Annotated in this window: 12 protein-coding genes; 8 read left to right on the plus strand and 4 right to left on the minus strand. The window is 45.8% G+C overall.

Annotated elements, in window-relative coordinates:
* Positions 1-114 precede the first annotated feature (114 nt).
* The 5 genes from A3773_RS13570 to A3773_RS13590 all read left to right on the plus strand — a co-directional run bounded on the left by A3773_RS13570 (position 115) and on the right by A3773_RS13590 (position 3902).
* Positions 115-741, plus strand: a complete 627-nt coding sequence (locus tag A3773_RS13570; RefSeq protein WP_067986919.1) for a TetR/AcrR family transcriptional regulator — start codon at positions 115-117, stop codon at positions 739-741.
* The gene (locus A3773_RS13575; protein ID WP_067986921.1) at positions 738-1514 is read left to right on the plus strand and encodes an alpha/beta fold hydrolase; all 777 of its coding nucleotides are present in this window, start codon (positions 738-740) and stop codon (positions 1512-1514) included. The genes A3773_RS13570 and A3773_RS13575 overlap by 4 nt, the downstream gene beginning before the upstream one ends.
* A gap of 76 nt (positions 1515-1590) precedes the next feature.
* Positions 1591-1953, plus strand: a complete 363-nt coding sequence (locus tag A3773_RS13580; protein WP_067986923.1) for a hypothetical protein — start codon at positions 1591-1593, stop codon at positions 1951-1953.
* 36 nt (positions 1954-1989) lie between these two features.
* Positions 1990-2643, plus strand: coding sequence for a YkgJ family cysteine cluster protein (locus A3773_RS13585; protein WP_067986925.1), 654 nt, complete (start codon positions 1990-1992; stop codon positions 2641-2643).
* Between the two features lie 95 nt (positions 2644-2738).
* On the plus strand, positions 2739-3902 hold the full coding sequence (locus A3773_RS13590) for a PilT/PilU family type 4a pilus ATPase (RefSeq protein WP_067986927.1): 1164 nt from the start codon (positions 2739-2741) through the stop codon (positions 3900-3902).
* Positions 3903-3977: 75 nt separating this feature from the next.
* Here A3773_RS13590 and fadA read toward each other — a convergent pair whose 3' ends face one another.
* The 4 genes from fadA to A3773_RS13610 form a co-directional block, all read right to left on the minus strand.
* Positions 3978-5153 (minus strand): acetyl-CoA C-acyltransferase FadA, encoded by a 1176-nt coding sequence (gene fadA, locus A3773_RS13595; protein ID WP_067986928.1) that lies wholly within the window; start codon positions 5151-5153, stop codon positions 3978-3980.
* Positions 5154-5164: 11 nt separating this feature from the next.
* Complete coding sequence (gene fadB / locus A3773_RS13600; RefSeq protein WP_067986930.1) at positions 5165-7324, minus strand: fatty acid oxidation complex subunit alpha FadB; 2160 nt, start codon at positions 7322-7324, stop codon at positions 5165-5167.
* A gap of 77 nt (positions 7325-7401) precedes the next feature.
* A complete protein-coding gene (locus A3773_RS13605; RefSeq protein WP_067986931.1) occupies positions 7402-8331 on the minus strand; it encodes an electron transfer flavoprotein subunit alpha/FixB family protein in 930 nt (309 codons plus the stop codon).
* 11 nt (positions 8332-8342) lie between these two features.
* A complete protein-coding gene (locus A3773_RS13610) occupies positions 8343-9092 on the minus strand; it encodes an electron transfer flavoprotein subunit beta/FixA family protein (RefSeq protein WP_067986933.1) in 750 nt (249 codons plus the stop codon).
* Positions 9093-9807: 715 nt separating this feature from the next.
* Here A3773_RS13610 and A3773_RS13615 point away from each other — a divergent pair.
* The 3 genes from A3773_RS13615 (at position 9808) to A3773_RS13625 (ending at position 13664) form a co-directional block, all read left to right on the plus strand.
* Entirely contained in the window at positions 9808-11079 is a 1272-nt protein-coding gene (locus tag A3773_RS13615) for a DUF2254 domain-containing protein (protein WP_067986934.1), read from the plus strand.
* 346 nt (positions 11080-11425) lie between these two features.
* The gene (locus A3773_RS13620) at positions 11426-12199 is read left to right on the plus strand and encodes an endonuclease/exonuclease/phosphatase family protein (protein ID WP_197462788.1); all 774 of its coding nucleotides are present in this window, start codon (positions 11426-11428) and stop codon (positions 12197-12199) included.
* A gap of 688 nt (positions 12200-12887) precedes the next feature.
* Entirely contained in the window at positions 12888-13664 is a 777-nt protein-coding gene (locus A3773_RS13625) for a class I SAM-dependent methyltransferase (protein WP_067986939.1), read from the plus strand.
* The last annotated feature ends 151 nt before the right edge of the window (positions 13665-13815 follow it).

Raw genomic sequence — 13815 nt, forward strand, 5'->3', positions numbered from 1 at the left:
AACAATTCATTTCGCGATCGACACGCCCTCTGCGCGCACAATCTAGACACCGTCAAGTTAACTAAGATAGTAATCAATTTTGACACTGTCAAGATTGATTGATAAATTGCTGCCATGACTGACACAAAAAAGCCTTATCACCACGGTGATTTACGAGAAAAATTATTAAACGCAGCCACTCACCTGATCGCGGACGGGGGTGTTGACAATTTATCTATACGGAAATTAGCCGATAAAGTAGGGGCCTCTAGAACCGCCCCCTACCACCATTTTAAAGATAAAAACGCCCTGCTCTGCGCCATCGCAGAACAAGGTTTTATTCAGCAAGATCAACTTATTAAGTCCATTTCAGTCCAGCAAGAAACGCTGTCCGCCCACGCACTCTTTGAAAGCTACGTATTGACCTATATTCGTTTTGCTAACGAAAACAGTGAAACCTATGACCTCATGTACGGACGAGATATTTGGAAAACAGGTACGCCAACCGAGTCGCTACAAGCGATCTCTAAACGCTGCTTTAAACGCTGGTTAGATTGGGTCGCAGTATTACAAGAACAGGGACTGTTTGACTCAGAGCAACCCACCTTACGCATTGCTCAATCCAGTTGGGCCGCATTACACGGGCTTTGTAGACTCTTTAACGATGGGGTTTATATTAACCAAGATGATGTAGATGAGATTGCAAAAACAACCATAGAGATGCTCGTTAAAAAGCCACTCTCGCCCACGAATACGCCATGAAACAGATCCAGTTTAGCCACGCGAACGGTTTCCCCGGCAGTAGTTACAACTACCTTTTTAGCTTATTGCCTGATTACCACATCACCTATATTGAGAAGATGGGTCATGGGGATTACCCGCTTAACAGTGACCTAACAAACTATGCTGCTGAGCTTATTGCCGATATAGAGGCGCAGCATAATGAGCCGATTATAGGCATGGGCCACTCTGCTGGCGCGGTGGTGACACTCATTGCCGCCTCCCTGCGTCCCGACCTGTTCAAGGATGTGATTCTTCTCGACCCGGTCCTGTTCAGTAAGCGTAAGCGTTACCCGCTAAAAATCGCCAAAAAGATGGGATTTATCGACAAGATCACACCCGCTGCCCGTGCCAGTAAACGTCGAACCCGCTTCCCTAGCCGCGAGGCGGCAGCGTTATATTTTCGCAATAAAGCACTCTTTAAACATTTTCACCCGCGCTGCTTTAATGATTATATAACCTATGGTTTAACGGAGACCGAACAGGGTGTTGAACTCACAATCTCCCCTGAAGTAGAAGCCGATGTGTTTCGCAATGTGCCACTTGATGCACCCAAGCGGTTAAGACAAGTTAAAGGCACGGTTATCTACGGAGATAAAAGTAACCTGTTTCAAAAAAGCGAGAAGAACTGGTGGTCACGGCGCTTCCCCGCGATGGAGTTAATCAGTATTGATGGCGGACACCTGTTTCCGTTTGAAGATCCAGCGGGGACCGCACGTCTATTAAATAAGGTACTACACAGCCAATACTGTTAAGCTAGTTTGGCTAAAACAGATCTAATAATGACACTCACACCTGTCAAAAACCTTCAAAATAGTGGCGCGTATAACGATGAAACATAGCTGGATAACAACACTACTTTTGATGTTTACCTCACTCAGTGCGACAGCCGGAAGTAGTGAAGTCATCGATGCAGATGTCAGTAAACGTGACGACACTTATCATTTTTCTGTCACGATTAAACATGCCGATACCGGTTGGGATCATTATGCCAACAAATGGGAGATTGTCGGCGCTAATGGGGAGGTATATGGTACGCGGATACTGCATCACCCCCATGTGAACGAACAACCTTTTACGCGCAGCCTCGCGGGCGTCAAGATCCCTGCTAACGTTCACTCAGTCATGATCCGCAGCTATGACACCGTTCATGGTGTAGGGGACAAGCGGTTTAAGATAGATCTACCGAAATAACCTATAATTGTTCAAAAATAGTCACGGGCCTCTGCGATGTCTGAAAACAACCTATTCTTTTCTACCGGCGATGTTGCCCTTGTCGCTGAAAAAATACGTGTCGCCAGTAAAGCCTATGAAGACCTGTTTACCAATTTAGGCACACAGATTTATACCGCGATTCGCCCCCTAGAAAACCCATCCGATAAAGTCAGTGTTAGTCTGCAATATATTGCTGATGCGACCGTTGCCTTTGAACAAAACTTTCCGTCAAACCACGCGGTTGCATGCAGTAAAGGCTGTCACCACTGCTGCTACTTTCCGATTCAAACGTCCCAACAAGTGGTAGATGACATCGCCGATTATATCCATCAACATTTTACTGATACCGAAATTCAACACCTAAAAACCAAGCTCGCTGAGAATATTGCAGCCCGACAACCACCTCTCTTCCGTGCCGCCTGCCCCTTTCTTGATGAAAACAAAGCCTGCTCGATCTACCCTAAACGCCCATTAGCCTGCCGCTGGTTCAGTTCACCTAATGCGGACAGCTGCGAACAATCCGTGACCGACGGCAGACAGATCGACCAACATCCGGTTAAATCTCGCATCTATCAAGCCGCCTCGACCGCACTATTAGCGGATCAAAAGGTATTAACAGGTTCAGATCAACAGCTTGCGTTCATTCCCGCCCTCGCCAACCTATTATAATCTTTGTCGTCAGGCCCATGACGAGCAGCCATCTTTACACTACACTGCCCTATATATTGTGATTTAACACTTGCTGTTCAAAGGATGTGCAGATTATGCAGTTTCAGGACTACCTTACTATTTTATCCAAACGGGACGGATCAGACCTTTACCTCACCACTGGAGCTCCACCTTGCGCAAAGTTTGAAGGTAAGCTCACGCCCCTTAGCAAAGAAGCCTATAAACCCGGCGAAGTTGAAACCATTGCCCGTGAATTAATGGATGAGCAACAACAAGCGGTGTTTGAAGACGAGCTAGAGATGAACTTGGCCTATTCAATTCCCAAAGTAGGCCGTTTCCGTATTAATATTTTCCGTCAACGAAACCAATACTCTCTCGTGGCGCGCAACATTAAAACTGACATTCCCAAAATGGATGACTTAGGCCTCCCCAATGTCCTAAAAGATGTCATTATGGAAAAGCGCGGATTGGTCTTATTTGTCGGGGCCACAGGCTCCGGTAAATCGACCTCCTTGGCCGCATTAATTGATCACCGCAACCGCAATAGTGGGGGTCATATTATTACCATTGAAGACCCGATCGAGTTTGTCCATAACCATAGAAAGTCATTGATTAACCAGCGTGAGGTAGGGGTAGACACCCGTAACTTCCATAACGCCCTTAAAAACGCGTTGAGACAAGCCCCTGATGTGATCCTCATCGGTGAAATTCGAGATCAAGAGACAATGGAGCAGTGCCTGACCTATGCGGAAACCGGCCACTTAGCCATATCGACCTTGCACGCAAACAATGCCAACCAGGCCATTGATCGTATTATCAACTTTTTCCCCCAAGCACGTCATAAACAGATCTTCCATGACCTTGCACTTAACCTCAAAGCGATCATCTCTCAGCGTCTCATTCCAACCATCGAGGGTAAACGCTGCGCAGCAATTGAAGTGATGCTCGGCACATCAACGATCCAAGAACTGATTATGAAGGGTGAAATTAAGGAGCTAAAAGAGATCATGACCTCCTCATCCGAGGCGACCGGCATGCAAACCTTCGATGACTCCCTTTATAAGTTATATAAACAGGGCATCATCACCGAGGAACAAGCACTCCTCAACTCAGATTCGGCCAACGACATGCGTTTAAAAATGAACCTTGCAGTTGACGAAAGTGATGACACTAATAAGGATAAACCACAAGAGGAGGCCTTCGACGAAGAAAACCCACTCGCAGGTATCAGACTGCTAGATGAGGGTGAAGAGGTCTAAGGCAAAACGAAAAAAGCCCCATCCAATGGATGGGGCAACAAGCTATAGAGCAGGGTTAAAATGTACGGACTGAACCTACAAGCGTTCAATCACCGTTGATATACCTTGTCCCATACCAATACACATCGTCGCTAAACCTAATGTGCCATCTTGTTGCTCAAGCACATTCATCAAGGTATTAGTGATACGTGTACCTGAACAACCTAACGGATGTCCTAAGGCGATTGCGCCACCTTTAAGGTTAACTTTCTCTTCCATCTTATCGAGCAGTTTCAACCCTTTAAGAACGGACAAGCCTTGCGCCGCAAACGCTTCGTTAAGCTCGACATAATCAATATCATCAACCGTAAGGCCTGCACGTTTCAGGGCTTTTTGCGTTGCTGGTACAGGGCCATACCCCATAATAGAGGGATCACAACCTGCCACGGCCATACTCACAATACGTGCCCGCGGTTTAAGCCCTAAGGCCTCAGCTTTAGCAGCCGACATCACTAACATAGCTGAAGCACCATCAGAAAAAGCAGACGACGTACCCGCCGTCACCGTACCCACTTTAGGCACAAACACAGGTTTTAACTGAGCCAAGGTTTCGACCGTTGTTTCTGGACGAATAACTTCGTCGGCTTCCAGTAGAGATTTAAAACCGTTTTCATCATGGCCTTCAACCGGCACGATTTCGCTATCCCACATACCATCAAGATGCGCCTGATGGGCTAAGCGGTGCGAGCGTGCAGCAAACGCGTCCTGCATCTCACGGCTAATACCATTCATTTTACCCAGCATCTCGGCGGTAACGCCCATCATCATGGCCGCTTTAGCCACTTGCTTCGACATTTGAGGGTTAATATCCACGCCGTGCATAATAGAGACATGCCCCATATGCTCAACGCCACCAGCAATAAATACATCGCCATTACCCGTCATAATATTCTGGGCGACTGCATGCAGTGCAGCCATAGATGAACCACACAGACGGTTGATCGTTTGGCCTGCAACAGTATGGGGAATACCCGCTAATACCGCTGCGTTACGCGCAATGTTAAAGCCTTGCTCTTTCGTTTGGTTAACACAGCCCCACATCACATCTTCGATATCAGCAGGATTTAATGCATCGTTACGTTCAAGAAGCGCCGTCATCATCGCTGCAGATAATGCTTCTGCACGTACATTACGGAAGGATCCATTTTTTGACTTACCCATTGGGGTACGTACACCGTCAACGATGACTACGTCATTTGGTTTCAAGTTCATTGTTTTACCCCTTAACCCTTAGCTTCAGAAAAATATTTATCGCCAGCGGCGGCCATCTGTTTCATCTTTTCAGTCGGCTGATACAGCGGACCTAAGGCTTCATATTTTTGAGCCATTTCACAGAAATTAGCTAAACCAATCTGGTCAAGGTAATGCAGTGCTCCACCTCGGAAAGGAGGGAAACCTATACCATAAACAAGTCCCATATCAGCTTCAGCTGGGCTGGCAACAATGCCATCTTCTAAACAACGAACCGTTTCAATACAAAGCGGGATCATCATACGTTCAATGATCTCTTCATCACTAAACTCGCGTGCTTCAGAACTGATAGCCGCTAAAAGTGTAGGCACTTCATCGTCCACTAGCTTCTTAGGCTTACCTTTTCTATCCAGCTCATAGCGATAGAAACCTTTATTGTTTTTCTGACCAAAGCGTTCCTGTTTAAACATGCAATCAACGGCATTCTCGCCTTCATGCTGCATACGGTCAGGGAACCCTTCCGCCATTACTGCATCAGCGTGATGCGCCGTATCTATACCCACCACATCGAGTAGATACGCAGGCCCCATAGGCCAACCAAAACGCTCCATCACCCGATCGACTTGTTGGAAATCAGCACCATCAGAGATTAAGGCACTAAACCCACCAAAGTACGGGAACAGAATACGGTTTACTAAAAACCCAGGGCAGTCATTAACAACAATCGGGGTTTTACCCATCGCCTTGGCATAAGCCACCGTGCGTGCAATCGCCTCTTCGGAGGTTTTTTCACCGCGGATAACTTCAACCAATGGCATCAGATGTACAGGGTTAAAAAAGTGCATACCGCAGAAGTTTTCAGGCTTCTTCAATGCGGTTGCTAAATCAGTAATGGAGATCGTTGAAGTATTGGACGTCAACACCGCACCTTCAGGTAGGTGCCCTTCAACTTCCGCTAATACCGCTTTTTTCACTTTTGGATTTTCGACGACCGCTTCGACCACAAGATCAACTTGGGAGAAATCGCCGTAGTTCAATGTAGGCGTGATGCTGTTGAGCACCTTAGCCATCTTCATCGTGTCCATACGGCCACGAGATACTTGCTTATTCAGCAACTTCGTTGCTTCATCTAGGCCCAGCTGAAGCGCACCTTGGTTGATATCTTTCATCAATATAGGAGTGCCTTTTGACGCGGACTGGTATGCCACCCCGCCGCCCATAATGCCGGCACCTAATACGGCGGCAACCTTCACAGGCTCTGCTTTACTTTCAAAACCTTTACTCACTTTCTTAATATATTGGTCTTTCATAAACAGACCAACAAGTGCCGCGCAAACCTCAGTCTTCGCAACTTTAACAAAGCCTTTCGCCTCGACCTCAATCGCTTTATCACGAGGAAGGTTCGCATGCTTTTGAATCGTTTTTAGTACCGCCATTGGCGCAGGGTAATGGGGACCGGCTTTAGCGCCGATAACACCTTTAGCCGACTCAAACGCCATCATCTGTTCAACTTGATTCAGTTTGATCGGGTTTATTTTTTCAGCCCGTCGTGCCTGATAATCAAATTTTCCAGCGATACAGCCTTTCAATAGATCTAATGCTGCCTCATTAACCCGCGAGGTTTCCACAACCGCATCAACCGCACCATCGACCAGCGCCGCGCTTGCACGCTTCTCACTGCCACCACAGATCCACTCATTGGCATTATCAACACCAATCAAGCGAGGTAAACGAACAGTACCGCCCCAACCTGGGTAGATACCCAATTTAACTTCAGGTAGACCAACCTTAGCCTTGTCGCCCAGCACACGGTAATCGGTGGCTAAACACAGCTCAAAACCACCGCCTAATGCTAACCCGTTGATCGCAGCAACCGTTGGTACAGACAGGTCTTCAATCTGGTTAAATAGGCCGTGAATATCTAACAAACCCTTAACCAACTCATCGTCATCCGTTGAGAAGAAACCCATAAATTCGGTAATATCAGCACCGACGATAAAGCTATCTTTTGCACTAGAGAAAATCACACCGCGAAGACCGTCTACACCGTTTAAAGTGTCTACCGCCGTGCGTAATTCAGCCAATGTACGTTGGTCGAGTTTGTTGACTGAGTCACCTTGACGATCAAAAACCAGATCGTAGATGCCGTCTTCAATCGACTTTACTTGAATCGTTTGCCCTTCGAAAAGCATTTAAGTTGCTCCGTATTTTTTTATTATTAAGTGCCGCTGTATAAGCCAGCACTGTTCAAAATTGAGTCAATAAAGTATTAAAGCTTGCCTTCAAGTTCAGGAACCGCCTCAAACAGATCCGCAACAAGGCCGTAGTCTGCAACTTGAAAAATAGGTGCGTCTTCATCTTTATTGATCGCGACAATAATTTTTGAATCTTTCATGCCCGCCAAGTGCTGAATCGCACCGGAGATCCCTACGGCGATATACAGATCTGGCGCAACCATTTTGCCGGTTTGACCCACTTGCATATCATTAGGCACAAACCCAGCATCCACTGCCGCTCTTGATGCCCCGACCGCAGCGCCTAACTTATCTGCCACCTTATTCAGCAACTCAAAGTTTTCGCCGTTACCCATACCACGACCACCTGACACAACGATCGAAGCGGCGGTTAATTCTGGACGTTCACTGACGGCAATCTCTTCATTAATAAAACGAGAACTGCCTGCATCACACACCTCGGATAGACTCACCACCTCAGCGCTACCACCCGCCCCTTCAACAGGGTCGAACGCAGTGCCGCGTACCGTCATCACTTTAATCGCATCGGCAGACTGAACCGTTGCAATGGCGTTACCGGCATAGATTGGACGCTTAAACGTATCCGATGACTCAATCGCCATAACATCTGAAAGCTGATTAACATCCAGCAACGCAGCCACACGCGGCAGCATGTTCTTAGCTGTCGTTGTGGACGCCCCTAAAATATGGCTATAACTCGCCGCTAAACTCTGCACCAACTTACTCACATTCTCCGCAAGCTGATGCTCATAGGCGTCATTATCAGCCACTAATACCTGTGCAACAGCCGGAATTTGAGCCGCTGCATCCGCAACGGACTGACAACCACTACCCGCAACAAGAAGATGAATATCTCCACCAATCGCTTGCGCAGCACTTAGCGTATTCAGTGTGACTGGCTTTAATTCATTATTATCATGTTCTGCAATGACTAGAATGGTCATAACATTCACCCCTATATCACTTTTGCTTCGTTGCGTAATTTTTCCACCAGCTCATCAACTGAACTCACCTTGATACCCGCTTGACGTTCTGCCGGCGGCTCAACACTTAAAAGCGTTAAATTGCTCGATACAGCAACACCTAACTCATCAGGGGTCAGTAGATCTAACGGCTTACGTTTGGCTTTCATAATATTAGGCAGGGAGGCATAGCGGGGTTCGTTCAAACGAAGATCTGTCGTCACAATGGCAGGCATCAGCAGCTCAACCGTTTGTAAGCCACCATCAATTTCACGCGTTACCTGTACCTTGTCGCCCTCGACAGCGACCTTAGACGCAAAGGTGCCTTGTGGACGGTCAAGCAACGCAGCAAGCATCTGTCCAGTCTGATTGTTATCAGAATCAATCGCTTGTTTACCCAGAATCACGAGACCTGGCGCCTCTTTCTCCACAACTTTTGCCAACAGCTTGGCAACCGATAATGAATCAAGGCCATCGCCGGTATCGACACGAACGCCACGATCAGCGCCCAAGGCTAATGCCGTTCTCATCTGTTCTTCGCAACTTTTACTACCAATAGAGACAACAACAACTTCGTCAGCCACGCCGGCTTCTTTTAAACGAACGGCTTCTTCTATAGCTATTTCACAGAAAGGATTTAAAGCCATTTTGACATTAGCTAGGTCAACATCGCTATTATCGGCTTTAACACGTACTTTGACGTTGTAGTCAATTACACGTTTTACGGCAACCAGTACTTTCATAACCGCCTCTTCTCATTGTTATTCGGCTTTCAGGGCTTTTTAAAAAATGCGCCCTGTAAAGGTTTAGGTATAGCTAAATACTAGTACCTATGCCGAATTCAACAATAACAAAAAGCAGCGACTTCACTGACAAAAATTACCATTAGGCATCAAAAGCCCATTAAATAAGCCTTACAGAGGAGATGCTTTGCAAACAAATACGATCACAAATAACTTACAAACTGTCATTTAAGGGCAAGCAGGTTCTATTAAAGGCAACATAAGAAAGCAGTCTGCCGTTTTCAACCGAACCCCCTTTTGTAGGAGCCCAGCCCCCCCAGGCGAAAGAACCCCGGAACGAACCCGCAATAAAACTAACCCCTCGGCCAGACACCCGTTCCGAGCATAAAGGCCGGCCTACTACAAACAACGAAGGTCAGAACCTTATTACTCGTATTCGTTAAACTGTAGTAGATTCACATCGATAAGCTGAGAAGAAACAGCAAAAAAAGTACCTAACTTTTCACATAACGTCTGCATCGAAGATGCTTTAAAAGTAGCCCTATTTCAAAACTAAGCGTTTCGCTACCTATATAGACATGGTCTATAGCAAGGTATCTGTCAGGCTGACCCATCCTGTAGATCAAAGAATAAAAGTCGAGCGCTTTTCATGGTAGCGTATACTAAGAAAATCAATCGGACTGCCATTATTTGATGCGTTGAACATAGGGCTCATATGAATTCTTTAATTTCGTTAGACCGTCTCCGATTTCTATTCAACCGTTTTAGTGAAAGGCTATGGGTGCGCCCATTGGCGGTCTGCTTTTTATCCATTGCAGCGGTCTTTGCAGCGAAATTTATAGATGGCTCCGCTGTGGCGAATCAAATGCCTTCTATTGCTCAAGATTCGGTTGAAACTTTACTTTCACTGCTCGCATCCAGCATGTTGGTAATCGCCACCTTTTCGGTGGGTTCGATGGTATCGGCATACGCCGCTGCCAGCAGCTCCGCTACCCCTCGCGCTTTCTCTTTAGTGGTTGCTGATGACGTATCCCAGAATGCTCTTTCAACCTTTGTTGGGGCATTTATTTTTAGTGTGGTTGCTCTAACTGCAGTAAAAAATGCATTCTATAACGAGGCCGGCTTATTCATCCTTTTTGTGCTTACCGCCATTGTGTTCGCAGTAGTGATTCTGACTTTTGTCCGCTGGGTCGATAATATCGCGCGGCTGGGACGGGTGGGATCGACCATTGAAAAAGTTGAAAAGGCAACGGAAAACGCTTTTATTAGACGACGAGATAAACCTAGGCTGGGTGGCATATCAATATCAGATATTACCAGCGAAGGAGTAGATGTTTTCTCACCAACGATTGGTTATGTGCAGCATATTGATATGGCTGCCCTTCAGGATTGGGCGCAACGTGTTGATGCGCATATTGTAGTATCAGCATTACCCGGAACACTCACTACAGCCGATAAACCTCTAGCGTCGGTGCATATGTCATCATCCGCATTGTCCAACGTAGATTGCACGGGCCTTATTAAATCATTCCACATTGGCAACGACCGTACGTTTGAAGATGATCCTCGGTTTGGCTTAGTCACGTTATCAGAAATTGCAGCGCGTGCTTTATCTCCTGCCGTCAACGATCCAGGAACAGCGATAAAGGTAACGGGGTCGCTGGTACGTTTAATTTCGCTCATTGATCAACCCGAGCAACCAGAAAGCAAACCTAGATATGACCGCGTAGCCGTTCCAGAGGTTGCCTTGCAGGATATGTTCGATGATGCTTTTACGGCTATAGCACGCGATGGTGCGGGTATCATAGAGGTATGTATTCGTTTACAAAAAGCGCTGGCCTCTCTTGAGTCCCTTAACAACAAGGAAATAAAAAAAGCGGCCCAATATCACCGACGTTTAGCCCTGAAACGGGCATGTAATGTACTTGATATAGAAGAGGATTTAATCGCTATTAAAAAAGCCGCACGCGAAGATAAGTCGATGTGACATTCAGATATGGATTAAGACAGAGCAGGCCTAACAGATGACAGTTATACTCACTTTTTTTACAACCTTAGCCTGTATAGTGACGCTACTTCCCTTTTCACGGCACCCCCACTGGGCCATCAGGGGAATGGACTTTCCTCGCCTACAATTTGCTATTTTTATAGCGGTTTTATTGATAGCCAATTTTGTTTTCCTTAATAAACAATCCCCATTAACCTGGTTTGTAATCTCAATAACTGCACTTTGCTTGGCCTGGCAGTTATGGTGGATATTACCTTATACGCGCTTATGGCCCTATGAAGTAAAAGAGACTAAGGAGAGTAGCCCTGATAAGCAAATAAGTATTATGACGGCTAATGTTCTAACGCCTAACCGAAAGGTAGATAAGCTCATTCAGTTAGTACAAACGCATAAACCCGATGTGCTTGTAACACTCGAGTCTGATCAGTGGTGGGAAGATCAACTCAAGGTAGTGGAAACGGATATGCCGCACAGCATAAAATGCCCACTGGATAACCTTTACGGCATGCATGTGTTTTCAAGGTTGCCCTTAAGTAACCAAGAAATAGCTTACTTGGTCGAGAAAGAGGTTCCGTCCATACACACCACCTTAACTTTAGACTCAGGTGATAAAGTCCGCATGCACTTTATGCATCCTGCCCCTCCTAGCCCTACCGAAAATCCAGAATCAGCAGAACGGGATGCTGAATTAATCATTGTGGCTAAAAGTGTTGCTAAAAGTAATCAACCTATCATCGTAACAGGTGATCTTAATGACGTGGCTTGGTCTGCGACAACCCGTCTATTCCGTAAAATTAGCGGCCTGTTAGATCCGCGAGTCGGACGGGGGATGCTGAATACATTTCATGCGGATCTGCCTTTTCTACGTTGGCCTTTAGATCATCTATTTCATAGCCAGCACTTTACCCTAAACTCCATTAAGCGTTTACCGCCAATCGGTTCTGATCATTTTGCTTTACTAACTAAATTAACGCTCTCGCCTACAGTAGGGGCTGACCAAACGGGGTTAGAATCCAATGCGTCTGATCACAACTGGGCAAAAGAAATAACCGAAAACCAAGGAGCAAGCACAACGGATGTTCCACAAGTAGGCGAATAATAAATAGGGGAAGCCAACGACAATATACCTTCTATACCATACCTAATTTAACGAACCTGCCACTTCAAGCTCAGGCCTTATCCTTTTGTTAAAAAATAACAATTTGTCCACAAAAGTGAGCTATCTTGTTCGATAACTTTAGATATTTAAAAGCAGAGTACTGGTTATTATTAACAGCGTAGCAACGAAAACACAGAAAAATAATATAATAACAAGCAAGACCTCCCTTTAGGCGCTCACCCTTTGCCCAATGAGAATAAAAGCGAAAGGCTGACGCACCTAAGCCTGACCCTATAAATCGTTTAGGATTTAAAAATTACCTTTTCGTGCAAAGCTATTGTTTCTCTACAATATTTGTATGGATATACAATATATTTTTAGCCTTACACTATTTATGCTGGTTTACAGCGCTTCTTATCCAAAATGATGCTTGTATTGCAGCCATGCTTAAGTTAAAAATAGTTATAAATCAGACAGATGGATGTCTGGCATGGGTAGATATACAGACCCCCGTATATCAATTGTTAATGCGCATGCTCGTTTTGTCACGGAAGAGTTCGATTTAATTCTTTAGTTTCTCCTTCCTTTTCAAATAATTACATCTATTTTTAATCAATAGCGGTGTGGGTAGATACACGGACCCCCGTATATACAAATGTTATGCTTTTAATACCCAATGGATTGATATATGAAAAGAAGTAATTTAACAACAGAACGACTGTTTAAAGCTGCGGGGATCTCTGAGGGTATGACCATCCTTGAACTAGGCAGCGGCCCGGGAGAGGTCACGGAAATTCTAAGTGAAATTGTCGGCTCCACTGGTAATATCTTAGCCATCGAGCGTAGTAAAGAAATGATATCTTCCGCTCAAAAAAGCCTCGAAAAATCAGGAAACAGTAATGTTCGCTTTATTCAAGCAGATTTGAATGATGCACCAAAGCATTTGAAAAATATCGATCTTTCGTCTTTTGATGCAGTGGTTGGTCGTCGAGTACTAATGTACCTACCCAAACCTGATAAAGTTCTTTCCAGTCTGTTGCCGTGGTTACGACAGAATGGCCTAGTTGTTTTTGAAGAGTATGATTCTACCATTTGTCCAGGGCTTGTTACAGCTATGCCCGCGCACGAAAAAGGAGTCTCTTTACTCGGCAAAATGCTTTCCAAAGAGGGTGTTGATCAGTCCATGGGATTCAATTTACCTGCTACCTTTTCCAAAGCCGGGCTAAAGTTTGAGGCCATCTGGGCAGAGGCGGTTATTGATGGACAGGGCGACCAGTATACCCTTGGTGAGCTTTTAGAGCTGCTTAAGCCGCGACTGGGGTCGTTAAACGTTGCGGCCACTTCTGAAATCGATGAACTGATAACAGAAATTAAAATGGAGAGGGAGCCGACAGCAGTATTTGTGAGTGGAATGCGTTTCTGTGCTAAGGCTATAAATGGGGAAGGTTGCGATAACGAAGCATAATCGGGTAGCCGAGGGTCTCTAACCCTCAGCCCCCACAACACCCTGCATGCGGATCCGCACAGGGCGTTTCACTGAGAATGGTGAAGCTTGATCCATCCATCGCGCAATTCATAAAGCCCCTGAGATTTTAAGTAAGCATTGGATAATGCCT

The sequence above is a fragment of the Neptuniibacter pectenicola genome, from assembly GCF_001597735.1.
GTDB lineage: Bacteria > Pseudomonadota > Gammaproteobacteria > Pseudomonadales > Balneatricaceae > Neptuniibacter > Neptuniibacter pectenicola.